The following is a 24,521-nucleotide window of genomic DNA, read 5'->3' on the forward strand; positions in this document are numbered from 1 at the left end:
CGATGTCCGAACAGCGCGTTCAACGCCGCCTTGCTGCCATTCTGGCCATCGACGTGGTTGGCTATAGTCGCCTCACGGAGCGCGACGAGGTGGGCACCTTGACTAGGCTCAAATCTCGGCGTCGAGAGATCCTTCAGCCAATGATCTCCAAACATCACGGTCGCATCATCAAACTGATCGGGGATGGCGCGCTGATAGAGTTCGGAAGCGCAGTCAATGCCGTAAACTGCGCTGTCGAATTGCAGAAGGCTATGGATATCGCGAATGCAGATGTGGCTGGAGACCGACGCATTGTATTGCGTGCAGGAATTAATCTTGGAGATGTGATCGTCCAGGGCAGCGATCTCTACGGCGACGGAGTCAACGTCGCGGCTCGGCTCGAAAGTCTGTCGGAGCCCGGGGGATTGTGCATCTCGGGAAGTGTCTTCGAGCAGGTGAACGGCAAGCTGCCACATTCATTCGTTTCGTTGGGCCCGCAGACTCTCAAAAACATCGATCGACTGGTCCAAACCTATCGGCTGGCGGGCGAGGATGGAGCCGCGGTGGTGGCCTCGGCCATTGAACTTTCTCTCCCCGTCAAGCCGTCAATAGTCGTCCTCCCCTTTGTGAATATGAGTGCTGACGTCGAACAGGAATATTTCGTCGATGGATTGACGGAGGATCTGATTACCGACCTCTCCAAAGTGCCCGAGCTCTTCGTCATCGCCCGGAACTCATCCTTTGCCTATAAGGGCAGATCGGTAGACACCCGCCAGATCGCTCGCGAACTGGGCGTGAAGTATGTACTGGAGGGTAGTGCCCGACGGCTGGCGGACCGTGTTCGGATCAATGCACAGCTCATCGATGCACCCGCCGGTGGGCACATCTGGGCGGATCGCTTCGACCGGGACCTTGCCGATATCTTCGCGGCTCAAGACGAAGTCGTCGGCAAGATTGTTGAGGCGCTGGCCGGCAAGTTGGCCACGACAAACCTGAAGGAGCGCTATCGGCCAACGAACCTGAAGGCCTATGATCTCTATCTACGGGGGCGAGCTGAATGGGCACACTCCACAGAGGCGGGCGTTGCGGCCATACCCTTGTTCGAGCGGGCCATCGCGCTCGATCCTAACTACGCGGATGCTTATCGGTGGTTGGCGATCAGTCAGTGCGAGGCCTGGGTCTTCAGGAACTATCCGATGAATCCCCTTCGTCAACAGTCTATGGCGTCGGCAAGAAAGGCGATTGAACTCGATCCCGAAAATTCTGGCACGCATTGGGTGCTCGCGTTCATACTCCTTATCGAGCGCCAATGGGATGAGTCTGCCAAGGAGTGCGAGATTTCGCTCCGCCTCAATCCGAACGATGCCGATGCTTGGGCAAACTTCGGGAATCTGAAAATCTATGAAGGTCGCGGAGTAGAGGCCATCGCCTGCATGGAGAAGGCATTGCGCCTGAATCCGCGCCCGCCGAGCTGGTATTTCTGGTTACTCGGAGGTGCCCAATCCGCGGCCGGTAAGTATGAGGAAGCAGTGAAGACTCTGAGGAATGATGCAACATATCGAACAGAATCCAGGGTTAAATTGGCGTCGATCCTGGCGCTGCTCGGCCGGTTAGAAGAAGCGCGTGAAGAGGCCACGCTATATCTGGCAACAAACCCCCATTTCAGGATTAGCCATTGGGTCGAATCCCAGCCCTATCGCGACTTGGCCTTGCGAGACATGTACGTCGAAGGCCTTCGTACGGCTGGCTTTCCGGAATGACTAACTTCTTTCTCGACGACCACCACGCTGGAGTCGGCTTCTGGCTGCTCCGCCACAAGCAGCCGCAACTGATAATGCGGGAGGCCGCCGTTGGCTTCGGCGCGCGCCCATCAGTGGGTGATGCAACGCGTTTAATCTTCACTGCGCGTCAGTTTTCCCGCCGGCAGCGCCACTACTCCGGTAGCAACTGCGAGCTAAAGCGCCGCCTATAATCGTAGGGCGCTACCGCAAGAGCTTTGACGAAAGCGCGCCTAAGCCGTTCATCGTCGCCGAACCCGACCCGGTGCGCGATCTGCTGGACTGAAAAAGTGCTGCTCTCCAACAAACGCCGCGCTGCTTCAACCCTAAGGGCCTCGACGCCTCGGCCGGGGCTTTGTCCCGTGGTTTTCGTATAGACACGGGCGAAATTTCGCGGGCTCATCGCCATGAACGAGGCCAATGCGGGCACGGAAAGGTCGGTAGCAAGATTGTCGCGCATCCACTTGTGCAAGCCATCAAACCGGCCGGCGCAGTCGTGTGCTTGCCACCGAAGTTCGATGCTGAACTGCGATTGACCACCGGGGCGCTTTAAGAAAGCACCAAGTCCCGCGCGAGCGCCAGAGCTGCTGTATGCCCAAGGTCCTGTTCCACCATCGCGAGCGCCATGTCGATGCCGGCTGTGACGCCGGCCGAAGTCCAAATGTGATCCGCTCGAACGAAGATTGGATCGGATCTGACCTCGACCAGCGAAAAGCGCGCAGCCAGCTGCGAGCAATATTCCCAGTGAGTGGTTGCCGGCCGGCCATCGAGCAAACCGCAGCCGGCCAGGATGAACGCGCCCAGGCATATGGAGCCGAGGCGGCGTACATGCCGGCTTTGCTCGATCAGCCAGTCGCAGAGCGCACCAGTTTGCGCAACTTGCAGTGCGGCATCACCTCCGGAAACGAGAAGGGTATCGATCTCAACATCGTTGCATTCGGTCAAACGTCGCGTGCTGAGAGCGATGCCTGTGTCCGTTACGACCGGACCGCCACATTCGGAGACAAGCAGGGTCCGGTAGGCTGGTGCCCCGCTGGGAGTTTTGGCGTCATTGAACACCTGGAGAGGCCCCGTGACGTCGAGCAATTTCGTGCGGTCGAACAATACGAAAACGACTAACGGGGTGGCAGAATCCGAGGGCATGTTGGCATTTATGCCATGCCTGGTTTGTGACATCCAGACATTCAGAAAGGGGAGCCTATGCTGGAGCTTCGTCCGAATTGTGAATGGTGCGATTGCGACTTGCCGCCCGAAAGTCTGAACGCGCGCATTTGCAGCTATGAATGTACTTACTGTGCGATCTGCGTCGACACGATTTTGCAAAACGTCTGTCCGACCTGCGGCGGCAATTTTTCTACCAGACCCCTCCGGCCCTTTCGTGAGTGGCGACCAGGCTCGCGTCTGGGGCGAAGCTTTGATCCGGCCAGTACTGCGCGTAGATATTCCAGGTGGACAGCGCAGGAAGTTGGGGAACTTAGCCAGCGATTGCGAGGGGTGCCGCCCGAGGAGAGATAGAGACAGTGTGCGATGGAGTGACCAGCATGCTCAAGAAACACGACTATACCTGCGCGATCGAGTGGACCGGCAATCGCGGGCAGGGCACGAGAGCTTATCGCGGCTATGATCGCACATGGGACGTTAGAACGCCCGGCAAGGCAGTCATTCATTGTTCAAATGATCCATTGCTTGGTGGCGATCCGGCGCAGCCGAATCCAGAAGATCTGCTTCTCGCGTCGGTGTCGGCGTGTCACATGCTTTGGTACCTACATTTCGCCAGCGATGCCGGAATTGTCGTGCATTCCTACTCAGATGAGCCTGTCGGCCATGGAGAGAGCGAGCCAACTGGTGCCGGCCGGTTCATTGGAGTGAAACTGAGACCCAAAATCCATGTCGAAGCCGGCGCCGATTTGGACAAGGCTGACGCTATCCATCATCGAATACATGAAGTCTGCTACATCGCGCGTTCGGTGAACTTCCCAATTATGATTGAGGCCGTATACGTGAGAGTTTGACTGACGCGCCGATTCCGCTTGCCCCGGCCGGCTTCAGCTGTTGCCGCAACGAAGCCAAATGATAGAGCGGCGCCGGCAGCACGGTTTTAGTCGGCGCCGTTCTGGCGTAAATTCGATCTTCTCTGCAGCGAAACGTCTCCGCTAGCCAAATAATGCTTCACGAAGGTCGGCTCCGGACCTGGCAGTTATCACGACAAATCGGGGGTCACCGGAAGTGCGCGCTTATGGGCTGTGCCGGAGTAAACATGGAGGATCCGCCTTTGTGCAGCGTCGTCGATTTCCTGGCCTTCCAGGAAATCGTGGATCTGTTCATATGTCAGGCCGTATGCATCTTCGTCAGGGCGAAGTGGGACGAGGTTCTCCAAGTCGACTGTCGGCACCTTGTCTACGAGAGCTGGCGAAGCGCCCAAGTGCGCCGCTAGTGCGCGAACCCTGCGTTTGTTCAAGCCAGAAAGCGGAAGGATATCCGCGGCTCCGTCGCCGAACTTGGTGAAGAAACCCATCAAGGCCTCTGCCGCGTGGTGGTTCCGATGACCAGTCCTCGATTGGTGGCCGCGAGCGCAAACTGGGCGATCATTCGCTGACGAGCCTTGATGTTGCCTAGCAAGAAATCCACTCGGCCGAATGGCCGAGCTCAACATCAGCAAGCTTGATCGACTCGAGCATTGCGTCGGCAGCTGGCTGGATATTGATCCTGTGAACCTCGTCAGCTCGGATTGTGTGCGTCACTCTCGTCGGCCTGCCTGCCGTATGGGAGCCGGACGGCTAAAAACCTTGCGTTGAATCCAGAGGCTCGCAGTTCCTCGACGGCTTTTTGAGCCAGGAGACGCCGCTCGCTCGAATGATCTCGACCGTAGGCTATTCGGGTAGTGGGTCAGTTTGAAATTATGGCTTCAAGCGAATGAAGCGCGGCACCGAACACGTAGATTTGACCCACCCCTGCGTCTCAGGGCAAATCCATTTCATCATTTGCATCAGTTCCGAGTAGAGCCCCGACAAATTGTAGCCGAGCAGCGGTTCTTGATGGAATATGCGATTCCGCAGATCCAAAATCCGGTTCACCCGATCATATATACCCTTATGGTCGAGATTGGCAGGCATATGGGGAAATGCTTGGATAAGATGGCTGCTCCAGACGGCGGGCTTGTAGCGCGGCGCCATCATGGCAGCCCAAAATCCGAACGAGAGGCCGGCGACCATTTCGTCACAGTTTGGCTTAATACCGCGTTGTTTTAGCCGCCTGCGAGCGAGCGAGAGTTCCTGAACGCTACGTTCATCTAAAAATTTGCTCGCAACGCTCTCACGCCACCACTTATCGCCATATTTATCAAGGAAGACCGCGCCAATCGAATTGCGGTAGGCGACCTCGAATGCCTGCATGGGAAAGTGAAAAGACTGCCCCATCATCGTGTTCCAAATGTATAGGTGGATTGCTCGCTGCTTTTTGAACCCGGCCGCAAACATGTAGGGGTGAAGCCGAGCCGGCGTGATGGTGCGATCAAATGCGACCAAAAGCGCATTTGGAACTTCTTCATAATTTGTGTGTTGACTGATAGGCATATGTAACACCATATTCCGCACGCAAGCCGGACTTCGCCACTGCTCGCAAGCGAACCCGGATGGATAGAACCCTCGGACAGCCGCAAGGCCCTCCGGGGGTTTCGATTTTTAGGCCTTAGTCTGAGACTATCTCCAAAAGCAATTTCACGCGGTCAGGCGAGAACCCTGTAGCGCGAGCGATCTCAATCCTAACATCATCAAGCATTTCAGCTATCGACCGTGTCTCCGGCTTACCTGGCGTCGAGGGCGTATCGTCGTTCTGTGGCTCTGTTCCCTTAACAAGGTAGTCTTCCGGCACGTCTAAGGCCACCGCAACGGCAGAGAGCGCTTGGGGGCGCGGCACGGAGTTACCGTTTCGCCAGTTCCACACCGCCGTTGGGGTAACATTAACCAAACGAGCCATTTCGGACGCACTCAACTGTTTCGCGTTCATAGCGTCCGCCAGCCGACTCGCAAACGTGGCGTGGTCATTCAATCGGACGCGTTTTCTTGTGATGGTGAGTGCCATATCTCGCTCCACGACGGGCTGGCCGTAACTCGTACTACCGCGTTTCAACTTTTGCAAGTTGCAGATTTTTATTTTTGTAACTTATACGGCCCACGCTTCATTGGTCTGTCCGCTTCCCTCGCCTCGACAAGCCCAACGATGTCGCTGATTTCCCAGAGCTTGTCAGTCACTCCCGCAGCCATTGCAGGCGTCACACGCAGCTTATGGATGCGCACGAAGTTGTGCTACATAAAGTGCAGAGCGCCCGCGTAGGCGTGGGCTTCCACCTTCTTTGAGAAGCCGTTGGTCAAGCGAGTGAAGCGGCGCATGTGCATCCGCATGGTTAGGTTCTGGCGCTCGGCAAATGACGTGCTGACATGCTTGACGTCTGGATTGCCTTCGATCCGTTCTTTCCGCGCACCGGTGCATTCGGCAGGGCTGTAACGTCCCTTGGCGCTGTCAGGCGAAGCGCCATAGAGCTTGATCAGCATCGCGTAATCGACGTCGCCACCGAATGCACCTTCAACGGCCTCCAAGCTCGGCCATTTGAAGGCTGAATTTCAAACTGACCCACTACCGCTATTCGACATACCTGGAAGTCTCTGCTAATTATCGGCCATGGGGCTGACGATCATTCTCTGGGCGCTTGGCGCCTTCCTGCTGATCCTATTCTTCGGAATGCTGCTCAGTGCGCCACGAGGCATCGGCGCACTGGTAGAACACGGTCTTCGTCGGAAACCGCCCGAATCCCCGCTAGCCCGCCTCGTTGAAGAACACCGACGTCATCGCGATCCCCGCGGATCCTGAAGCGTCTGTCCGCTCTCGAACAACGTGCGCAGCCCCGCCTCAGGGTAGCTGATGCGCGGCCGGCGGTCGGCAGCCGACCGTGTACGCTGCACCGCGTTCGGCCCTGTCATGATATCCGCAAGTTCGCCCAGGTTGCCGCGCAGCTGCGCGCGCTTCGTCGCGTCACCGGCCTGTGTAATGAAGCTGGTGCCCAGAGACTTAGCGAAATCGAACAGCTTGCCGACCGGCGACGACGCGCCGAGTTCGGACGTGATCATGCGATTTGCTTCGGTCGGGCTGCCCGCCCCGTGCCGGCGCATGCTGGCCTGGAGGACTTCAAGAAGCTCTGGCATGCTCGCCGAAGCTTGGTTGTTCGGTAGAGCGCGCAGAATGGCGTCGAGCAGAGCGCTACGTTCGTCGTTGCCGGCAACGCTCTTATGAAACTTCGCGCCCGCGGTCTCGCGGCTGCCGCTCTGCGTCTCAGTCTGCGCGGCGGAATAGCGATCGGCGAGGTTCTGCCGGACGAGAGCGGCCGTTGTCTCGGGATCTTCTGCAGCGAGCCGCTTGACGGCATCGGCGTTAGGCGCAGCCGCGCCGGCGAGGGGATCACGGGGCGAGATGGCTTCGCCCGCAGTCCTGGTGTCAGTTGCCTTCGCCACCTGCCCGACCGGGCCTTGCTCAAGCGGGTCCAACTGGGTGCGACGTAGCGCTTCCTGTTCGGCCAGTGCCTGCGCGATCAGGAACATGCCCGCAATCAGCGACGCCCCCTGCTACGAGGGCGCCCGCGGTCTCGCCAGACGAGGAAGACGGCCACACAGACAGGTGGAACGATGGCGCCCGGCAAGGGCACGGGTAGCGCGACCGCCCTTGGAAGCATCATCATGTTGAGCAAGCGTCAGCAAGCGTCAGCAAGCCACCCAGATCTCCACGCCCTATGATGTTCGCTGTTTGCGTCCAGACCCGAGCTCGAACAAGATACTTGATCTCGCCCGTGAGACGGATTTCGCGCGTGCGCCGCGCTAGGAGGCGATCAACTTCGGCCGATATGGCAGGGTCTTCCTGCGCTTCGACGTGCTAAAACCATGGACCTTCCTCATTCTGGCGGCAACGGGAAAGTTTGCCAGATTATTTTGAAGATTTGACTGATGGCTGACTTGGCGTCCGTGCCGAGGATTGCGCCTGCATCGAACGCAACGGCCCCCGGTATTCAAACCCAGGGCTTGTCTGTGGGAATCATCGGCGCTCCAGGTGGTCAGGTTGTCCTGTTGATCGATGTTATCGCAAGGTTCGTCAGCTTGTTGTTGGTGGCCTTCTCCTCGTCGAGGATCTCGCTGAGCAGCTTATGCGCCTCGTCATGCCCCAGTTCCTTTGCCCATTCCCTTAGAGAGCCGTACCGGGAAATCTCGTAGTGCTCGACGGCCTGGCAGGCGGCCAGCAGGCCCGCATCGAGGGCCGTACCTGAGGCTTCCTCCATCAGTCCATCGGCTTCCTTGATCAGCCCCTCAATGGCGTCGCACTTCTCGCCAGAGGCCTTCTTGCCGATTGACTTGAACACCTGCTCCAGCTTTTTGATCTGCCCCTTCGTCTCTGCGAGGTGATCCTCGGCCGCTTTCTTCAGCTTGGGGTCATTCGCGGCTGCGGCCACTTTGGGCAAAGCCTTGGTAATCGCGTTCTCCGCGTAATAAATGTCCTGGAGGGTATGTTCAAAAATATCGGCCAGTGTCTTCATGATGATGCTCCATTTGCCGGAAGCGGCTTCGGAAGAAAGTGCCAGCAAAGCGAATGGTTCCTTCGGCTGGAGGAGGAAGACGTGATGTCCGGTATAAGCGGATATGCTGACCTGACGTCCCCGGAACTTTATTGTCGTTCGGCACGTTTCTCGCCGAACCAATCGAGGTTCAAGCAAAAAGGGGGAAATATGGAAAATCCAGGTGTCGGTTGGGTAGCAGCGATTGTCATCGGCGGTGTCGCCGGCTGGCTTGCCGAGATGTTCATGAAAAGCAACATGGGCGTGCTCATGAACATCATTTTGGGGGTCGTCGGCGCAATCGTCGCCAATGTTCTTCTCGGGCTGCTGGGCGTATCGCTGGCCGGCTGGCTTGGCTATCTTGTCGCCGGCTTCATCGGTGCGTGTATTTTGATTGCCGTGGCGCGAATGGTTAAGCGCTGAGCCTGAATCAACCTTATGCACGCAGTTACATGTGGCTGAGACGCGTGATCCCTAGATCACGCGTCATCTTTCGCATCGGAAAATCGAGGTATCAAGATAGGTCGCGTCGCCGGACCGTTCTGCCTTACATGTGGAGGTGACGGCGAAGCAATCTGATTGTTGTGATTGTTCGGCTTTGATTACACGTCGAAAATCGAGCTAAGAATTGGGATGCTTCCCGACCGTATCAAGCGGGACGTTGCCTAGCATGCGGAGACTAAGCCATTCCGGCACCGCAGTTTCGGGCTCGCAAGAATCAATGCTTACGGCAATGGCACGCTGCGTCTCTTCGGGCGCGCCACCATTTCAAGGACTCAGGAGAACGCCGCAGACTAAGGAGAAGATAGTCTGCGAAAGTTCCTTGTCGTCACCACCAACGTTGAGGCGGTCGTATTCAAATCGCCACTTACCGATTGGTTCAGGGCCAACCGGCTGCCCTCTGGTTGAATGACAACCTGCTCGACCGCTGGGTGGTTGGCAACAGACGCGAATATCTGACCCGTCACAGGTTTCTCCACGCATGACGAGCGACCGCTATGCGCGTCAAGTAGGTCATGAGGCATCCCCTAAGCGGACATGCAACCGCACGGCTGGCGCGACGTTCACGCAGGCGGTGCCGCAGAGAGGGCGGTCGATAGGTCCGATCTGTGAGTCTTGGCTGACACTGCGCTAGCAGGTCCCCGTATCGCTTCTCACGATCGAATTCTTTTCTCATTTTCGGCTCTTCGGCGGCAACAGCGCTATAACGTCAGCAGAAGGAGCATTCTACCGATGACAATGATCAACTGCGGGCTTATCCACGCCTTACCACCATCGAATCGCCGCGTCTTTAGCCGTCCCGAAGCGGCCAGCTTCGTGGGTGCAAGCGTCGGCTATTTCGACAAACTGGTGCGTGCCGGTATTATGCCACCGCCGTTACCGCTGCCTGGCGTCAAGCGCTGGGATGTTCGCGCACTCGAGAGGGCGCTTGACGGTCTGAGCGGGATTTCCGAGTCTCAAGATTCCGACAACGAGTGGGATCGGCTCGTCCAATGAAGCATAAGCTGCCGAAGCACGTCAAAGCCTTCATTGATCGAACCGGCCGGCCGCGGCACTACTTCAGACTGTCGAACACTACCCTGCCAGGCCTTCCATACTCGACGGAGTTCATGGATGCTTATGAGGCGGCGCTGAAGGCTTGGGAAGCCGGTAGGGCGGCGCCAACAAGCATGATAGGAGCTGATCGAAGCCAACCCGGCACAATCGGGGCGCTGATCCACTCCTATTACGGCAGTGCAGATTTCAGAAATCTCGCAAAGGCCAGCCAGAAGACCTATCGGAACGCACTCGAACGTATCCGTACTGAATACGGCGTCGGCTCGGTCGCCAGGATCGAGCGCAAGCACGTCCTCAGGATGATGGACAAGAAGGCTGAACACCCTGGCTCGGCCAACGAACTGCTGAAGATGATCAAGCTGCTGATGGGGCGCGCCATCGATATGGGAATACGCAAGGACGATCCGACGATCCGGATACGGCGCCTGAAAATCAAGTCGGGCGGGTTCATCACTTGGGAAGAGGATGACATTGTCGCGTTCTACGCGGCGCACGCTGTCGGCACCCGCGCCCGCCTCGCCCTCGACCTTCTGCTGTTTACGGGCCAGCGACGCTCAGACGTGATTGCCATGGGTCGGCAGCACGTCAAGAACGACGTCCTGTCCATTCGGCAGCAAAAGACCCGCACAGCCGTCTCGATCCCACTTCACTCATACCTCAAAGGCATTCTCGATGCCCGACCTCACGACAATCTCACATTTCTCCTGACGCAATACGAAAAGCCCTTCCAGCCCGAATCTTTCACTAACTGGTTCCGGGTCTGTGTCCGCGAAGCTGGTTTGCGGGAGGATCTGGCAAGCGGCGCCATGGGGCTTTCGCCGCACGGTCTGCGCAAGGCGTGTAGCCGACGGCTCGCCCAAGCCGGCTGCACGCCCCACCAGATCAAGGCAATCACCGGGCACAAAAAGCTCGATGAGATCGTTCGCTACACCGAGGCGGTCGATCAAATGCGCTTGGCGCATGAGGCGATGAATGCCATCGCCGGGCACGGAGCAGGAACAAAAACTGTCAAACCAACCAGGTTGGTTTGACAGTTTGGGTCGTAAGTTGTTGAAAACGTATGGTAGCGAACAGGCTATTCTACACTGAGCCGATACCCAATACCGCGCACCGTCTGCAGCCAGACCGGATTGGACGGATCGCGCTCGATCTTGCGGCGCAGGCGGTTGATCTGGACGTCGATGGTGCGCTCGCCGACTTCCGAATCGTCGCCGACAAGCTCGTGACGCGGGATCGTTTCGCCGGCCCGCGCGGCAAAGATCGCCAAGATCTCCTGCTCGCGGTCGGTCAGCTTCAGCGCCTCGCCGCCCCGCTTCAGCTCGCGCCTGGCGATCTGGAAGGTGTAGGGGCCGAAGACCAGCTGCTCGACCTTGGGCGTCGTCGCCGGGCCGCCGCGGCGCAGAATGTTATTGATGCGCAGGATCAGTTCGCGCGGGTCGAAGGGCTTGGGCAGATAGTCGTCGGCGCCGGCCTCGAGCCCAGTGATGCGGCTGTCGGTTTCCGATAGCGCGGTGAGCATCAGGATCGGTACGTTCTTCTCCGCCCGCAGCGCCTTGGTGAGGTCGACGCCGGTCTCTCCGGGCATCATGACGTCGAGGACAAGGAGGTCGAAGTCGAGTCCTGCAAGCTTTCGCCTGGCCTCGCCGGCATTTCCGGCGACTGTGACGCGAAAACCATTTTCGGTCAGATACTGCTTGAGCAAATTGCGAATGCGGGTGTCGTCGTCGACCACAAGCAGATGCGGCGCGTCATCGTCCGGCGCCGTCGGCTGGTCCACCCTCTCAATGGTCTCCATGGCTTTTCCCTGACATGTTTGCAGGCACAATGTCGATCTGCGCCCTTAGTTCCGGATTGACCATGGCTTCCAGGAATCGTTCGATCAAGGGACGCTCGCTGGCTCCGGAATCTTCCAATGCAGCACGGATGCGGCGTGACTGTGGCCGCGCCAGGGCCAGCGCCAGGGCGCGCCCCTTGGCTGTCGGATAGAGCTCCCGCTGGCGGCGGTCGCGCGGACCCTGCAATTGCACGATATGGTCGGTGTCGATCAGCTGCTTGAGCACCCGCGCCAGGCTCTGCTTGGTGATCTTGAGCACGTCGAGCAGTTCAGCGACCGTCAGTCCCGGCCGGCGGTTGACGAAATGCAGCACCCGGTGATGGGCGCGGCCAAAGCCGTAATCGGCCAGGATCTGGTCGGGATCGGAAGTGAAATCGCGATAGGCAAAGAAGAACAGTTCGATGATGGCAAAGTCGATGCCGTCTTCGTCGGTGATCGGCGTCTTGATCGGTTTTCCGGCAGCTGGGCTTCGATCCGTCATCATTTCTCCGTCCATAGAGGGAAATTATGTCAGTACTATTGACGTAATTTCCCCGCAATGGTAATTTTTGACAAGCTTTTCGGCTGAATGCGAACGAAAAGGCAAGGGAGTGCGGTTTTTCCGGAACTTCCTGAGTTTGCCAGAGTTCGATTCTCTGCTTACGCTTCAAGGGCCGCCCGACGCGGCTGTCGCGCAACAAGAACAACACCAATGATATGCGGGTCGCCGCCCGCGGGAGGTTTCCATGGCATCCGTTCCCTTCGACCAACTGGACGGCTTCATCTGGATCAACGGCGAGTTCGTCAAATGGGCCGACGCCAAGATCCACGTGCTGACCCACGGCCTGCACTATGCCAGCGCCGTCTTCGAGGGCGAGCGCGCCTATGGCGGTGCCATCTTCAAGCTCAATGAGCACACCGAGCGTCTGCATGAATCGGCGCGCCTGCTCGGCTTCAATATTCCCTATTCCGTGGCCGAGCTCAATGACGCCTCGACCACGCTTCTGAAGAAGCAGGGTTTCCAGGACGCCTATGTCAGGCCGATCGCCTGGCGCGGCAGCGAACAGATGGGCGTGTCGGCGCAGAACAGCCGCATCAACTGCGCCATCGCCATCTGGCAATGGCCGAGCTATTTCGACCCGGCGCAGAAGCTCAAGGGCATCCGTCTCGATCTGGCGGAATGGCGCCGGCCCGATCCGCGCACCGCGCCGTCGAAGTCGAAGGCCGCCGGCCTCTACATGATCTGCACCATGTCCAAGCATGCCGCCGAGGCCAAGGGCTATGCCGATGCCATGATGCTCGACTGGCGCGGCCAGGTCGCCGAAGCAACGGGCGCCAACATCTTCTTCGTCAAGGATGGCAAGATCCACACGCCGAAGCCCGATTGCTTCCTCGACGGCATCACCCGCCGCACCGTCATCGGCCTCGCCAAGGACCGCGGCCTTGAAGTCGTCGAGCGCGCCATCATGCCTGAGGAACTCGAAGGCTTGGAACAGTGCTTCCTCACCGGAACGGCAGCGGAAGTGACGCCGGTCTCCGAGATCGGTCCCTACCGATTCGAGGTCGGCGAGATCGCCAAGACTTTGATGAACGACTATTCTGCTGCGGTGCAACCTAAGCATGCGATAGCCGCAGAATAACGAAAGTCACAGCTTTTTTCGCAAGCAGGGGCGGTTTTGAGGCCGGCCCCTTTATTTCAGCATCTGTGCATTTGACTTTCGTATAATTCAGCGTCTCATGATGGTGTCGGCCCGGGAGGCTGGCAGCTATGGAGGGACTAGGTACATGGATACGAATACGCTCATTGCGCTCGTTGTGCAGGTAATTGCAGGTGTTGTCGGTGGTCAGGCGGTCGGCGTTGCGCTGAAGAATGCGGCGATGGGCCAGCTGACCAAAATCCTCGGCGGCGCCGTTGGCGGCGTCGGCGGCGCGGCGATCCTCGGCAGCCTGCTCGGCGGTACGGCCGACCCGGCAGCGGCTGCCACGGCAGCGGGCGGATTGGGTGATACGCTGAACCTCAAAAACCTGCTCGGCGGCGCCGGCGGCGGCGCCATCCTGACCGGCATCATCGGTGCGGTCATGGGCGCGATGAAGAAGTAAGCCTCTAGATCATTCACCGTTTCACGGCGAATGATCTAGTTTGTTGTTTTACGCAATTCCGGACGGAAAACCGCTTTACACTTTTCCTGGAATTGCTCGAGACTCAGGCTTCGTCAAAATGGGCGGCCGTTGGGCCGCCCATTTCTGTTTTAGGACGGACTGTTTGCCTTTCAGCAGTGGACGGCCTTCGCCCGCGCCTCTACATCACGCTGGAACAGCGAAAGGACAATCATGGGTCAGCTCAATGCCGGCATCGTGCCGGTCACGCCTTTCCAGCAGAACTGCACCATCCTGTTCGACATGGATGACAAGCATGGCGTCGTCGTCGATCCGGGCGGCGACATCGACAAGGTGCTGGCGGTGCTGAAGGACAATGCGATCACCGCCGCTGCGATCTGGATCACCCATGGCCACATCGATCACGCCGGCGGCGCCATGGAGCTGAAGGAAGCACTCGGCATCGAGATCATCGGCCCGCACGAAGCCGACAAGCTATTGCTCGACAATCTCGAGAACCAGGGCCAGCGCTACGGCATTGCCGGGGCGCGCAACTGCGTGCCCGACCGGTTTCTCGCAGAGGGCGAGACGGTTTCGTTCGGCTCACATATGTTCGAGGTGCTGCACTGCCCCGGCCATGCGCCCGGCCATGTCGTATACTACAATCGCGCGGCGAAGTTCGCTCATGTCGGCGACGTGCTGTTTCGCGGCTCGGTCGGGCGCACCGACCTGCCGGGCGGCGACCATGCGGCGCTGATCGCCTCGATTAAGAACAAGCTTTTGCCGCTCGGTGACGAGATCGGCTTCATCTGCGGCCACGGCCCGGGTGGCCGCTTTGGCGAGGAAAGGCGGACCAATCCCTTCCTGACTTAGCGATGTCTTTCTGCCAAGAAAAAAAGCGCTGGCCTTGCGGTCAGCGCTTTTTGTGGGACAGGGAAGCTCAATTCGCGACGCAGAAATGCTGCTCACCGTCATTGCCGGTGAACGTGCCGCTGCGGGCATTGAAGCTCCGGTAGCGGTCCGAGCAGTATTCGTACCAGTCGCGGGTCCACGGCTCGGCATAGCGGTCGGCATAGACGACCCGCGGTTCGGCATAGTAACGGCGCACCGGCGCCGGCCGCACTTCGCGGTAGTCGTAATCGTCGTCATAGCTGCTGTAGCGCGGCTGCGGGTTGCTCAGCGCACCGGCGATCAGAGCGCCGGCCGCAAGGCCGACGACACCGGCCGCAAGCGCGTCGCCATTATGATGACGACCATGGCCATGATGCCAGCGGTTCCAGTCCTTGGCATTGGCGGCAGGCAAGGTGGCGAGGGTGGTCGCGGCCAGAGCGGCGCCCAGGATGGCGGTCTTGAAAAGGCGATTCATTTTGGTCTCCTTCGTGCCGGCCCGGATAGTTTTCGGGGATGCGGTCCAGCCTAGGGGACGATTAATAGAAGACCGTGGCTGAACGGGGGCTGAACGGAATTGGCTGATACGATCCAGTTCTTGCGGCAAAACCAAGCGCGTACGCAAGGCGCTCCGCCTCGTCAATCTCCGTCCGGACTGTCTTGAGCCAGCTTAGCCGACCGACAGGTTGACGGCCTTCGGACCCTTGCCGCGCTTGTCCGGCTCGGTGTCGAATGTCACTTTCTGTCCATCCTCCAGACCGGAAAGACCCGAAGCCTGCACGGCCGAAATATGAACGAAGACATCCTTCTGCCCGTCGTCGGGCGTAATGAAGCCGAAGCCTTTGGCATGATTGAAGAATTTGACGGTGCCGGTCTGCGGCATGGGAAGCTCCCTTTGATCCCATAAAGTCCAGTTTCGGGCCGGCAAATGCCCGAAGGGAAATTTGTCCTTTATTTTAGCGCTATCGGCAAGAGAAAGTTTTGGCGACGGCGGCAACGCTGAAGGCTGGTCAAATAGATCGTGGCACCGAAGGCAATTCGCGCCAGACGATTGCTCCGGCGATCAGCCACGCCATGGACCGGTAGAGCGTCCTTTGCCTGCGGCGACGGCGGACATGAAAAAGGCGCGACCAGAAACGTCGCGCCTTCGAAACTCTGGACGGCTGACAAAGCCGGTTCAAACACGCTTGAGGTGCTTTTTCGAGCGCCCTGCGCGCGGGCACCGCCGGTTCAGGCCGCGCGGAGGTTGACCGCCTTCGGACCCTTGCCCATGCGGTCGGGTTCAACGTCGAAGGTGACCTTCTGGCCGTCGACGAGGGTACGCAGGCCCGAGGCCTCGATCGCGGAAATGTGGACGAACACATCCTTGGCGCCGCCGTCGGGCGTGATGAAGCCGAAGCCTTTGGTCGCGTTGAAGAATTTAACGGTGCCGGTCTGGGCCATTGGGGAAACTCCTTCACCCGTGTCAGTCTTATGGTTTGCCCGCCGCCTGGCATCGTGGGCAAGTCCCGGTGGTTGCTTCGGCAGTCCTGCATTTGCGCATGGTAAAACCCCCCGCCGAAAATGGGGCCGTCAGAGATTCACAGTATCGGGGAAAGGTCGTCCAAAACGTTCCGCTCTCCGGGTCGCAAATGCCCGAACACAAAATTTATCGCACGGAAACGTGATCGTTGCAAGATAGCGCCGCGGGCCGCGTCCATCGACGCATCCCAACGAAGGCGCTTCGATAAACCTGGGTTCTTAAGAGTTCATCAGCCAGAGCCCGGCCACGCATGGTCCAGCGGTCTGGTCCAGGGCCAAACCAATGCGCGGGCCGGGCATCGCATGGCTCCCGCGCCGCAAACGGGGGTTGCATTTGGCAAGGGAATGGCGAGGATCGACAGGCGCGTTTTGCGCCGGGGACGGGGGTCTCGAGGGAGGCATATTCATGAGATTTCTTGCGACGACCTTCTCGCGCCAGGGTTTTACTATTCTCTTCCTGTCGGGTCTTCTTGCGGCCTGCACCGTCGTCGTCGATGACGGGCCGGGACCACGTCCGCGCCCGCCACGGCCGGAACCGGAATTCTGCACCAGGCAATACGAGCCGGTCTGCGCGCGGCGCGGCGGTGACCGCCAGACCTTCGCCAATGCCTGCCTTGCCGAACGGGAAGGCTACCGCATCGTTCGCGACGGCCCTTGCCGCGACGGCGGCGGTGGTGGCGGTGGTGGCGGCGAAGAGCCGACATTCTGCACGCGCGAATACGCCCCGGTCTGCGCCCGCCGCCATGGCGAGCTGCGCACCTTTCCCAACGCCTGCGAGGCCCGTGCCGCCGACTACCGCGTCGTCGAGGACGGCCCCTGCTGATTTTTCCTTCTCCCCTGTCGGGTGAGTCCGCCGGAGGCGAATTCACCGTCCCACTGGCACGATAAAAAAGGCGGCGAATGCCGGGACCCTGCGAAGCAGCGGGGACCGGGCGGGTGGACCGGACCACCCTTGGTCCTTCGCAGGCTCAGGGCGTTCGAAACTCGAAAAGCCAACAATTGGCTTTTCGTCTGCTGCGCGGACCGCTTCTCACCCCCAAGGGAGAAGGCAAGGTCGCGGATCGGAGTGGTTGCCTACGCCGAATACGCCCCGTCGGCCGGGCCGGCATAAAGCTCTGCGCCGTCCTCGTCGCAAATGCGCAGACGGTCGGGGATCTGCGGCATGGCGAGGCTGTGGAACAGCGCGGTGGCGCCCTGCAGGGCGGCGCGCAGGTTCGGCGCGTCCAGCGATACCTTGTCGAGCGTGGCTTCGTCGACGTCGCGCGAGCGGCTCGACGAAGAACGTCAAGCAAGCCTCCGTTGCAGAGTTTTGCGCGAGATCGTCAGTCCGAGATCGTCAGTCCATTGCCGGCAGGTGCGCCAGGCGCGCCCTGCCTGGTCAGCCCTTCGACTTCGGCTTCAGGCTGCTCTCTGCCTGCTTGACCGAGGAACCGAACGGGGAGGCGGCCTTGGCCACCACCTTGTCTTTCTTGGGCTTGCGAGTTTCGCGATTGCTGCGCTGCTGACCCTTGGCCATCCGTCTGCTCCTTCGTACGTGCTGGGTGGGTGCGGTGTCAGACGGCCGGGCTGTCGGGGACAGCCGGGGCGTCCGCCACTTCGAGGTTGTCTTCCGTGGTGACCCGCTCATAGGTCTCCTGCTCGCTGCGGATGCGATATTGCGGCGAGCCATCCTTGACCGGCAATCTGCTCTTGATCTGAAACAGCTCGGCGGTCTTCTGGGCGAGCCCGCTGCGGCTCTTCATGCGCACGGTCTGGCCGACGGCGAAGAGGTGCGAGGGCGTGTCGGTGCGCGGACGCGCATTCTGCTGGAAGCGGATCATGCTGCGTTCTCCTGGTCGCGCCTCAGCGCTGTTTCGAGTTCGAGGTAGTCGATGGCGACAAGCTGGCTGGTGGCCGGGTTCTTCACCGCCCTTGCCGGCAAATGGATGAAGGTGGCGACGCGACGCCAGGCAAGCCGCGACATGCCCTCGATCAGCTCTTCGTCGTGATCGATGTCATAGTCGCCGGCCGGCAGTTGCCCTTCCAGCCCGCCAAGCACGAAGGGTGCCGCGAAATGGGCGATGGAACGGGTGGTGCGATCCGGCATTGGCTTGGCTCTGGTTCGTCGATGCTTTCCGGCATCAACAGGGAACTCAACCATCGGCGATTGGAATGAGTTTGGCGGGTCGAGTATCTCCGACGCCGCTATATGCCAAGCTTGGCCCAAAAAACGATCTCAGATCAATAATCCGAAATTGTTGGTTATTCAAGCTGATTTCCGCCACGGCTCGACCGGTATAAAAAATTTCTCGTATAAACCCTAATAAATCTGCTATCGTGGAACAATATCAGCCAATTTCTTATTTAGAGAGCATCGGAATAATTATTCCGGTGCCCCTAAGATTATTTTTTACGAAAGGCAAAAATATATGAGATTCATGAAAACGCCGGATCGTCCGACCGCAACAATCGAGCCAATCGTCCTCTTCCCCAAGGCAATATCAGTGCGCCTGACGATAAGAAGCGACGAAGCGGCACGGCGCAAGATTGCCGACACCGACGGCACGCAACGGCGGGAGCGCCGGCTCGCCGAGAGCCACCGGCTGATTTGAACGCTACATTTTGCTGTAATTCCTCTAGAGTTTCGAAGAGGTCCGCGCCCTTGGCGAGCCCACTCTTCCCTTGAACCTGCAGCGCCGATGGCCTAGATCGCGGCAAGCGGACAAAACACGGCAGGTTTCCCATCAACAGAGATCAGAGAAGAGCGGCGGGTGCTGGAGCTGGCGGACAGGCGCCGCTGGGCCTCGACCAATATGTGCAGCAGGCGCTGCAGCTGCATCAGGCCGGGCGCCGGCAGGAGGCCGAGACGCTGTACCGGCAGGTGCTGGCGCGCAAGGCCAATCACCCGGCAGCGGCGCATTTCCTGGGCCTGTTGCTGCACCAGACCGGGCGCAGCCCCGAAGGGCTGGAGCTGATCGAGCAGTCTGTGCGTCTGCAGCCGAAGAATCCCGATTTCCTCAACAATCTCGGCACGGTGATGCGCGATCTCGGCCGCGTTGCCGCGTCCGCCGATTTCTTCCGCGGCGCGGTCGATCTCAAGCCCGACCAGCTCGCGGCACGCGACAATCTGGGTTCGGCGTTGAAACAGCTCGGCCAGTTCGAGGCTGCGGAGGACATCTATCGCGGCACAATCGGGCGCAATCCCTTCCATGTCCGCGCCCGCATCGGGCTTGCCGAAACGTTGCAGGAAGCCGGTCGTCTGGATGAGGCGCTGGCGACCTTTCGCGAGGCGCTGACGATCCGGCCCAAGGATGCCGACCTGTTGCATGGGCTCGGCGTCGGGCTGATGGAAAAAGGCAAGCTCGATGAAGCGGCAGACCTGTTTCGGCAGGCGTTGGCGATCACGCCAGGCATGGCAAAGGCCTGGCTGATGCTGACGCAGGTCAAGCGCCAGAAGGAGCGCGACGCCGAACTCGCCGGCATGGAGGCCCAGCATGCCAAGGCGCCGGCCGACAGCCTGGCACGCATGCAGCTGTCCTTCGGTCTCGGCAAGGCCAATGACGATTTGAAGGACTACAACAGGGCCTTCGACTATTTCGCTGAAGGCAATGCGATCCGCCGCAAGGGCATCGATTATGATCCGGTCAGGACGCGGGCCGAATTCGAGGCGATGAAGACGGTGTTCAACGCCGGCTTTTTCGAAAAGCACAAGCCAAGTGCAATCTCCGACGACACGCCGATTTTCGTCGTCGGCATGCCGCGCTCCGGCACCACGCTGGTCGAACAGATCATCGCCAGCCATCCACAAGTCTATGGCGCGGGCGAGCTCAGCATGTTGAAAACCGCGGTCGGCAAGCAATTTCCGCTGACCATGCCGGGAGGTTTCCCCTGGGGACTGGTCGATGTATCCGACGCGGAGTTTGCGGAGGCGGGCCAAGCCTATCTCGACATGCTGCATGAGCGCTATCCCAACTTCAGGCATGTCACCGACAAGATGCCCGGCAACTTCCTGCTCATCGGCTTCATCCATATGATGCTGCCGAAAGCCAAGATCATCCATTGCGCGCGCGATGCGGCGGCGACCTGCCTTTCGATCTACAAGGTGCATTTCCGCGGCGACAACCACCGCTACGGCTATGATCTGGGCGAGCTCGCCGATTTCCACAACATCTACACCGACATCATGGCGCATTGGCACGATGTTCTGCCGGGCGTCGTCCATGACGTGCGTTACGAGGATTTCGTGGCCGACCAGGAGGGACAGACGCGGGCGCTGATCGGGCATCTCGGCCTGTCCTGGGACGACAAGGCGCTGTCGTTCCACGAGACCGACCGCCCGGTGCGCACGGCCTCGGCCGCGCAGGTGCGCCAGCCGATGTATCAGGGCTCGGTCGATCTCTGGAAGCGCTATGGCGACAGGTTGAAGCCGCTGCTGGACAAGCTGGACTGAGCAGCGGCTAAAGCTCGATGAAGGGCTGGAAGCCGCCGAAGATCATGCGCTTCATATCGAAGGGCATGGGCCCCAAATCGGGTGTCAAACGGGGATCGGCCATCACCTTGGCCATTACCACGTCGCGGCTTTGCCTGGACGAATAGACGGCCCAAGCAAAGACGACGATCTCGTCGTCTTTTGCCTGAACGGCACGCGGAAACGAGGTCAACTCACCATAGGGCACGTCGTCGGCGATACATTCGACATAGGCGAGCGCTCCGTGTTCCTTCCATATCGGGCCTGCGAGGTTGGCCAGCTTCTTGTAGTCATCGATATTTGCCTTCGGCACGGCGAGCACGAAACCATCGACATAGGACATCAGGTTCTCCTTGGAGTATCTCACAAAGCTCCTTACCGGCGTCAGCCGGTGAGGAGCTTTGTCAGCAGTGGTCAGTCTTTCTTCGCCGGCGCGTTCATCGCCCATTCGACCCCGAAGGGATCGCGCATGTTGCCCCACTGGTCGCCCCAGAACATCAGCTGCAGCGGCACTGCGACTTCGCAGCCGGCATCGACCGCGCGCTTCCACCAGTCATCGATCTCGTCGGCGCCGAGATGGAGCTGCATGGTATAGCCCTGCGGCTTGACGGCAGGCATGCCGTTTTCGGGGTAGAAATCGGAAATCATCAGCGTCGAGCCGTTGATGTGGAGATGGATGTGCATGGTGCGGCCCTGGTCATCGGGCGGATAGAAGAACACCTGCTCGGCGCCGAAGGCCTTCTTGTAGAACTCGGCGGCCTTGAAGGCGCCGTCCAGTTGCAGATAGGGGGTCAATCCACCGAGAACTTTCGCGGCCGGCTGAATGGGGGTCTGGTCGGTCATGTCTTGTTCCTCTTTGGGTTTGGTCTGGGCGCTTGGTTGGCCTTGCGAAGCCTAGGACGAACGAGGCGGCGGCGATCCTACATGTCTGATGCGATTTTCTGGGCCGATGCGATTTTTGGGGTGAAATGAACTTGCGTCGGCGGCGCCCAATCAGAGCGCAATCCTCGGTATGAGCAGGCTAGAAAAGGGGACTGCTTCTCCAACCCGCTGAGACGACAATGATCCTCTATTACCAGACCCATTCGCCCTTTGCGCGCAAGGCGCTCGTCTTCGCCCATGAGGTCGGGCTTGCCGACCGGCTCGAGGTCATTCATCACGAGACCAGCCCGACCTTGCGCAATGCCCGTGTCTACGCCGAAAACCCGCTCGGCAAGGTGCCGGTGCTGCTGCGGCCGGATGCGTCGCCGCTCTTCGATTCCGATGTCATCTGCGCCTATCTCGATACGCTGCATGATGGCCGCAAATTGCTGCCGCAGGACGGCGAAGCGCGCTGGCAGGCGTTGCGGCTGCAGGCGGTCGCCCAAGGCCTGGCGCAGACGGGCATAGGCCTGCGCTGGGACACGGAAAGGCGGCCCGAACAGTTGCGCTATGCAGCGCTTGCCGAAGGCTACCGGGAAAAAATCGAGGCCAGCTATGACTGGATCGAAAGCGCGCTGAACGCCGAGACATCGCTCCATGTCGGCCATATAGCGCTTGCCACCACGCTGTCCTGGATGGCGTTCCGCCAGCTGCCGTCCTTTCGCGCGCGGGCGCGGCTGACGCGCTGGTTCGAGGCGTTCGAAAAGCGTCGATCGATGCAGGCGACGCCGCTGTCTGGCGATACGCATGACTGAGCAACGGTCGCCCCGTGGCGGCCTGCATCGATCTTTCCCGACCGCATGGTCAGGGCGCCCTGCAGATCCGCGGGCCGTTTTGCGCGTCGATGAGGATTTCCGGCCAGCCGATATCCTTGCGCAGTTCGATCGGCAGGGCCAGAAGCTCGCGCTCGCTGCGATAGCGGGCGCGGTTCTGTGCGTAACGGGCGGCGACGCGGCCTATGGATGACAGGATGGACATGATGCGTTCTCCTCAGATGAAGCCGGCATCATCGTGTCGGCATCCCAAGGACGCAGCAGGTTCAGGCGATCCGACAGAGCGCTGAAAATATTCTGGGAGATGTGAAACCATGGGCCGCAACACAGTGCGGCCCATGGTGGTAGTTCCTCAGCCCACCGTTTCAGCCACCGAGCGGAAGAAATCCTCGGGGTCTTCGACTTCGGTCAGCTTCCGCTTGTCGACCAGCCAGAAGCGGTTGCCGACGGCGCGGATGAAGGAGCGGTCATGCGAGGCGAGCACACAGCTCGCCTGGTGCTTGAGCAGTTCCTCCTCCAGCGCTTCCTGGCCGTCAATGTCGAGATGGTTGGTCGGCTCGTCCAGCAGGTAGAAGTTGGGGTGGGTGAGCCTGAGCGCCAGCATCATCAGCCGCGCCTTCTGGCCGCCGGACAGCACACCGATCTTTTTCTCCTGCATCTCAATGACCACGCCGGCGCCGGCAAGCAGCGAGCGGGCGCGTTGCTCGCCGACATCGTAGCGGTGCGAGACCAGGGCCAGCGGCGTGTCGTCGCCACTGATGCCGGCCAGCGCCTGGTCGCTGTAGCCAAGCACCGTCGACGGCGTCACCTTGACGTTCGGCACCGTGTCCGGCTCGGCGATGGCGTTGCGGATCAGATCGACGAAACGCGACTTGCCGACGCCGTTGCGGCCGAGCAGCACGATGCGGTCGCCCTGGCAGATGTGGCGCTTGCCGGTCTTGAACAGCAGCGTGCCGTCCGGCGTTTCCACTGCGGCGTCATCCAGCGTAATCAGCACCTTGGCATGGGTGCCGCGGTTGGCCAGCCGGATCGCGCCGGCCGATTTCTCGCGATGCGCCGATACCGCGGCGTCTTCCAGCTTCTCCGCCCGTTCCCTGAGTTGCTTGGTCTTCACCGTCAAAAGGTCGCTGCCGGAATTGATGCCGATGTTGTTGAGCTTGGCGGCCTGCTTGCGCAGTTGCTGCGCCACCTTCATGTCTCGCTCGAACCGGCGCGCCGTCGAGGCGTCCAATTCGTCCAGGGCCTGCCGCGCCCTGGAATAGTGCAGTGCAAACACCGGCGAGTCCTCCGGGCGCAAGAACAGCGTGCGGTTGGTGACGGCATCGAGAAAGGCGCGGTCGTGACTGGCGATGACCACCGGCACTTCGCGCGGCAGGGCGTTCAGCCAGCTTTCCAGCTGGCTGATCTTAGCGAGGTCGAGATGATTGGTCGGCTCGTCGAGCAAAAGCACATCCGGATCGGTGACCCAGACGCGGGCGATCAGCGCCAGCCGCTGCCATCCGCCGCTCAGCGCCTGCATCGGCCGTTCGCGCATCGGCTCGGGCACGTCGAGCGAATCCAGCACCACGTCGACGCGCCACATCTCGCTGTCGGCCTGCTCGGCCGGCAAGGCATCGGCCACCACCTGATGGAAGCTGCGGCTGAGAAGGGCTGGCGGAACCGACTGCTCGACATGGCCGACACGCAGGCCGCGCGTGCGAGAAATGTCGCCCGAGGTCGGCTCCAGCGCGCCGGTCAGGCATTTAAGCAAGGTCGACTTGCCGCGGCCATTGGCGGCGACGATGCCGAGCCGGTCGCCGGCGCCGATGGTGAGGTCGAGATTGGAAAACAGCGGCGCACTCATGGTGACGCCGAGGGATTTGAGGCTGATCAGGGCCATTGCGATTTCTCTGGTCTTGCCGGAGACAACTCCGGATGCACTTTGACGGTGTGCTTGCCGGCCGTCAGGCTCAGCTTTGCGCACCACGAAGGGCAGACCAAAAAATCGAAACGGGAAAAAACCCGTGATGTCCCTGGTCAGCCCTGCAAGCGAACTCGCAGGGCCGAAATCGGGCCACGCTGACGATGGTGATCGATAGACACGCAGCCCTCCTTTCAAGACAAAACTTTGAGTGTGTGGAGCGATTACAGCAAAGGCGGGGGTGGAGGCAAGTGG

29 protein-coding genes and 4 pseudogenes are annotated in these 24,521 nt (G+C 60.0%); 14 read left to right on the plus strand and 19 right to left on the minus strand.

Annotation, left to right across the window (positions count from 1 at the left end; all coding sequences use genetic code 11):
- The first annotated feature begins 2 nt into the window (after nt 1-2).
- Complete coding sequence (locus tag NKJ75_RS13960; RefSeq protein ID WP_352499826.1) at nt 3-1,739, plus strand: adenylate/guanylate cyclase domain-containing protein; 1,737 nt, start codon at nt 3-5, stop codon at nt 1,737-1,739.
- A 172-nt stretch (nt 1,740-1,911) separates the two neighbouring features.
- Here NKJ75_RS13960 and NKJ75_RS32870 read toward each other — a convergent pair.
- Nucleotides 1,912-2,900, minus strand: a pseudogene (locus tag NKJ75_RS32870) (GlxA family transcriptional regulator).
- Between the two features lie 57 nt (nt 2,901-2,957).
- Between NKJ75_RS32870 and NKJ75_RS13975 the strand changes: the two are divergent.
- Together NKJ75_RS13975 and NKJ75_RS13980 are read left to right on the plus strand one after the other, a co-directional pair.
- Nucleotides 2,958-3,272, plus strand: coding sequence for a DUF1272 domain-containing protein (locus NKJ75_RS13975; protein ID WP_352499829.1), 315 nt, complete (start codon nt 2,958-2,960; stop codon nt 3,270-3,272).
- Nucleotides 3,273-3,298: 26 nt separating this feature from the next.
- On the plus strand, nt 3,299-3,769 hold the full coding sequence (locus NKJ75_RS13980; protein ID WP_352499830.1) for an OsmC family protein: 471 nt from the start codon (nt 3,299-3,301) through the stop codon (nt 3,767-3,769).
- 188 nt (nt 3,770-3,957) lie between these two features.
- Here the strand turns inward: NKJ75_RS13980 and nadE are convergent.
- The 6 genes and pseudogenes from nadE to NKJ75_RS14010 form a co-directional block, all read right to left on the minus strand.
- Nucleotides 3,958-4,595, minus strand: a pseudogene (nadE, locus tag NKJ75_RS13985) (NAD(+) synthase); the annotation flags it as partial.
- 59 nt (nt 4,596-4,654) lie between these two features.
- Nucleotides 4,655-5,329 carry a hypothetical protein gene (locus tag NKJ75_RS13990; RefSeq protein WP_352499831.1) on the minus strand — a complete coding sequence of 225 codons (675 nt, stop codon included), beginning with the start codon at nt 5,327-5,329 and terminating at the stop codon, nt 4,655-4,657.
- A gap of 115 nt (nt 5,330-5,444) precedes the next feature.
- Nucleotides 5,445-5,837 (minus strand): helix-turn-helix domain-containing protein, encoded by a 393-nt coding sequence (locus NKJ75_RS13995; protein ID WP_352499832.1) that lies wholly within the window; start codon nt 5,835-5,837, stop codon nt 5,445-5,447.
- Nucleotides 5,838-5,905: 68 nt separating this feature from the next.
- Nucleotides 5,906-6,352, minus strand: a pseudogene (locus NKJ75_RS14000) (IS1 family transposase); the annotation flags it as partial.
- Nucleotides 6,353-6,598: 246 nt separating this feature from the next.
- On the minus strand, nt 6,599-7,348 hold the full coding sequence (locus NKJ75_RS14005; protein ID WP_352499833.1) for a hypothetical protein: 750 nt from the start codon (nt 7,346-7,348) through the stop codon (nt 6,599-6,601).
- Nucleotides 7,349-7,854: 506 nt separating this feature from the next.
- Nucleotides 7,855-8,331 carry a YciE/YciF ferroxidase family protein gene (locus NKJ75_RS14010; RefSeq protein ID WP_352499834.1) on the minus strand — a complete coding sequence of 159 codons (477 nt, stop codon included), beginning with the start codon at nt 8,329-8,331 and terminating at the stop codon, nt 7,855-7,857.
- A gap of 189 nt (nt 8,332-8,520) precedes the next feature.
- Here NKJ75_RS14010 and NKJ75_RS14015 point away from each other — a divergent pair, with 189 nt between their 5' ends.
- The 3 genes from NKJ75_RS14015 (at nt 8,521) to NKJ75_RS14025 (ending at nt 10,937) form a co-directional block, all read left to right on the plus strand.
- A complete protein-coding gene (locus tag NKJ75_RS14015) occupies nt 8,521-8,772 on the plus strand; it encodes a GlsB/YeaQ/YmgE family stress response membrane protein (RefSeq protein ID WP_023817571.1) in 252 nt (83 codons plus the stop codon).
- 810 nt (nt 8,773-9,582) lie between these two features.
- Nucleotides 9,583-9,846, plus strand: a complete 264-nt coding sequence (locus NKJ75_RS14020; protein WP_023817573.1) for a hypothetical protein — start codon at nt 9,583-9,585, stop codon at nt 9,844-9,846.
- The gene (locus tag NKJ75_RS14025) at nt 9,843-10,937 is read left to right on the plus strand and encodes a tyrosine-type recombinase/integrase (protein WP_023817575.1); all 1,095 of its coding nucleotides are present in this window, start codon (nt 9,843-9,845) and stop codon (nt 10,935-10,937) included. Before NKJ75_RS14020 ends, NKJ75_RS14025 begins: the two co-directional genes overlap by 4 nt.
- Nucleotides 10,938-10,981: 44 nt before the next feature.
- Here NKJ75_RS14025 and NKJ75_RS14030 read toward each other — a convergent pair whose 3' ends face one another.
- Together NKJ75_RS14030 and NKJ75_RS14035 are read right to left on the minus strand one after the other, a co-directional pair.
- Nucleotides 10,982-11,701, minus strand: a complete 720-nt coding sequence (locus NKJ75_RS14030) for a response regulator (RefSeq protein ID WP_023672025.1) — start codon at nt 11,699-11,701, stop codon at nt 10,982-10,984.
- A complete protein-coding gene (locus NKJ75_RS14035; RefSeq protein ID WP_023683723.1) occupies nt 11,688-12,221 on the minus strand; it encodes a MarR family winged helix-turn-helix transcriptional regulator in 534 nt (177 codons plus the stop codon). The genes NKJ75_RS14030 and NKJ75_RS14035 overlap by 14 nt, the downstream gene beginning before the upstream one ends.
- A 244-nt stretch (nt 12,222-12,465) precedes the next feature.
- Here NKJ75_RS14035 and NKJ75_RS14040 point away from each other — a divergent pair, with 244 nt between their 5' ends.
- The 3 genes from NKJ75_RS14040 to NKJ75_RS14050 all read left to right on the plus strand — a co-directional run bounded on the left by NKJ75_RS14040 (nt 12,466) and on the right by NKJ75_RS14050 (nt 14,689).
- Nucleotides 12,466-13,359, plus strand: coding sequence for a branched-chain amino acid aminotransferase (locus NKJ75_RS14040; RefSeq protein WP_023695790.1), 894 nt, complete (start codon nt 12,466-12,468; stop codon nt 13,357-13,359).
- A 145-nt stretch (nt 13,360-13,504) separates the two neighbouring features.
- Nucleotides 13,505-13,819, plus strand: a complete 315-nt coding sequence (locus NKJ75_RS14045; RefSeq protein ID WP_023672022.1) for a hypothetical protein — start codon at nt 13,505-13,507, stop codon at nt 13,817-13,819.
- 231 nt (nt 13,820-14,050) lie between these two features.
- Entirely contained in the window at nt 14,051-14,689 is a 639-nt protein-coding gene (locus NKJ75_RS14050; protein WP_023695789.1) for an MBL fold metallo-hydrolase, read from the plus strand.
- 67 nt (nt 14,690-14,756) lie between these two features.
- On the opposite strand, the gene NKJ75_RS14055 is transcribed toward NKJ75_RS14050, so the two are convergent.
- The 3 genes from NKJ75_RS14055 to NKJ75_RS14065 all read right to left on the minus strand — a co-directional run bounded on the left by NKJ75_RS14055 (nt 14,757) and on the right by NKJ75_RS14065 (nt 16,147).
- Nucleotides 14,757-15,182, minus strand: coding sequence for a BA14K family protein (locus tag NKJ75_RS14055; protein ID WP_352499835.1), 426 nt, complete (start codon nt 15,180-15,182; stop codon nt 14,757-14,759).
- Nucleotides 15,183-15,374: 192 nt separating this feature from the next.
- Nucleotides 15,375-15,587: a cold-shock protein gene (locus tag NKJ75_RS14060; protein WP_023672019.1), complete on the minus strand. Its 213-nt coding sequence runs from the start codon at nt 15,585-15,587 to the stop codon at nt 15,375-15,377.
- A gap of 347 nt (nt 15,588-15,934) precedes the next feature.
- Complete coding sequence (locus tag NKJ75_RS14065) at nt 15,935-16,147, minus strand: cold-shock protein (protein ID WP_006202520.1); 213 nt, start codon at nt 16,145-16,147, stop codon at nt 15,935-15,937.
- A gap of 484 nt (nt 16,148-16,631) precedes the next feature.
- Between NKJ75_RS14065 and NKJ75_RS14070 the strand changes: the two genes are divergently transcribed.
- Entirely contained in the window at nt 16,632-17,048 is a 417-nt protein-coding gene (locus NKJ75_RS14070) for a Kazal-type serine protease inhibitor domain-containing protein (RefSeq protein ID WP_023833512.1), read from the plus strand.
- A gap of 555 nt (nt 17,049-17,603) precedes the next feature.
- Here NKJ75_RS14070 and NKJ75_RS14075 read toward each other — a convergent pair.
- The 3 genes from NKJ75_RS14075 to NKJ75_RS14085 are packed head-to-tail and all read right to left on the minus strand — an operon-like array spanning nt 17,604 to nt 18,311.
- Nucleotides 17,604-17,741, minus strand: a complete 138-nt coding sequence (locus NKJ75_RS14075; RefSeq protein ID WP_023683725.1) for a hypothetical protein — start codon at nt 17,739-17,741, stop codon at nt 17,604-17,606.
- A gap of 37 nt (nt 17,742-17,778) precedes the next feature.
- On the minus strand, nt 17,779-18,045 hold the full coding sequence (locus NKJ75_RS14080; protein ID WP_023683726.1) for a hypothetical protein: 267 nt from the start codon (nt 18,043-18,045) through the stop codon (nt 17,779-17,781).
- A complete protein-coding gene (locus NKJ75_RS14085; RefSeq protein WP_023672014.1) occupies nt 18,042-18,311 on the minus strand; it encodes a hypothetical protein in 270 nt (89 codons plus the stop codon). Before NKJ75_RS14085 ends, NKJ75_RS14080 begins: the two co-directional genes overlap by 4 nt.
- 322 nt (nt 18,312-18,633) lie before the next feature.
- Here NKJ75_RS14085 and NKJ75_RS14090 point away from each other — a divergent pair, with 322 nt between their 5' ends.
- Together NKJ75_RS14090 and NKJ75_RS14095 are read left to right on the plus strand one after the other, a co-directional pair.
- Nucleotides 18,634-18,816, plus strand: coding sequence for a hypothetical protein (locus tag NKJ75_RS14090; protein ID WP_023805992.1), 183 nt, complete (start codon nt 18,634-18,636; stop codon nt 18,814-18,816).
- A 203-nt stretch (nt 18,817-19,019) separates the two neighbouring features.
- Nucleotides 19,020-20,654 (plus strand): tetratricopeptide repeat-containing sulfotransferase family protein, encoded by a 1,635-nt coding sequence (locus NKJ75_RS14095; RefSeq protein WP_023724948.1) that lies wholly within the window; start codon nt 19,020-19,022, stop codon nt 20,652-20,654.
- A 7-nt stretch (nt 20,655-20,661) separates the two neighbouring features.
- On the opposite strand, the gene NKJ75_RS14100 is transcribed toward NKJ75_RS14095, so the two are convergent.
- Nucleotides 20,662-21,015 carry a DUF1428 domain-containing protein gene (locus NKJ75_RS14100; RefSeq protein ID WP_023833511.1) on the minus strand — a complete coding sequence of 118 codons (354 nt, stop codon included), beginning with the start codon at nt 21,013-21,015 and terminating at the stop codon, nt 20,662-20,664.
- Between NKJ75_RS14100 and NKJ75_RS14105 the strand changes: the two genes are divergently transcribed.
- Nucleotides 20,902-21,267, plus strand: coding sequence for a hypothetical protein (locus NKJ75_RS14105; protein WP_352460608.1), 366 nt, complete (start codon nt 20,902-20,904; stop codon nt 21,265-21,267). The two genes, NKJ75_RS14100 and NKJ75_RS14105, sit on opposite strands and share 114 nt — an antisense overlap.
- On the opposite strand, the pseudogene NKJ75_RS14110 reads toward NKJ75_RS14105, so the two are convergent.
- A pseudogene (locus tag NKJ75_RS14110) lies at nt 21,174-21,515 on the minus strand (VOC family protein); the annotation flags it as partial. The gene NKJ75_RS14105 and the pseudogene NKJ75_RS14110 overlap by 94 nt on opposite strands.
- Before the next feature lie 218 nt (nt 21,516-21,733).
- Between NKJ75_RS14110 and NKJ75_RS14115 the strand changes: the two are divergent.
- Entirely contained in the window at nt 21,734-22,348 is a 615-nt protein-coding gene (locus tag NKJ75_RS14115; protein WP_023833510.1) for a glutathione S-transferase family protein, read from the plus strand.
- Between the two features lie 49 nt (nt 22,349-22,397).
- On the opposite strand, the gene NKJ75_RS14120 is transcribed toward NKJ75_RS14115, so the two are convergent.
- Nucleotides 22,398-22,571, minus strand: coding sequence for a hypothetical protein (locus tag NKJ75_RS14120; protein WP_023672009.1), 174 nt, complete (start codon nt 22,569-22,571; stop codon nt 22,398-22,400).
- 147 nt (nt 22,572-22,718) lie between these two features.
- Nucleotides 22,719-24,245 (minus strand): ABC-F family ATP-binding cassette domain-containing protein, encoded by a 1,527-nt coding sequence (locus tag NKJ75_RS14125; protein ID WP_023833509.1) that lies wholly within the window; start codon nt 24,243-24,245, stop codon nt 22,719-22,721.
- Nucleotides 24,246-24,521: the final 276 nt, after the last annotated feature.

Origin of the sequence: Mesorhizobium sp. M0058, from assembly GCF_040323095.1 — a bacterium.
Taxonomy (GTDB): Bacteria; Pseudomonadota; Alphaproteobacteria; order Rhizobiales; family Rhizobiaceae; genus Mesorhizobium.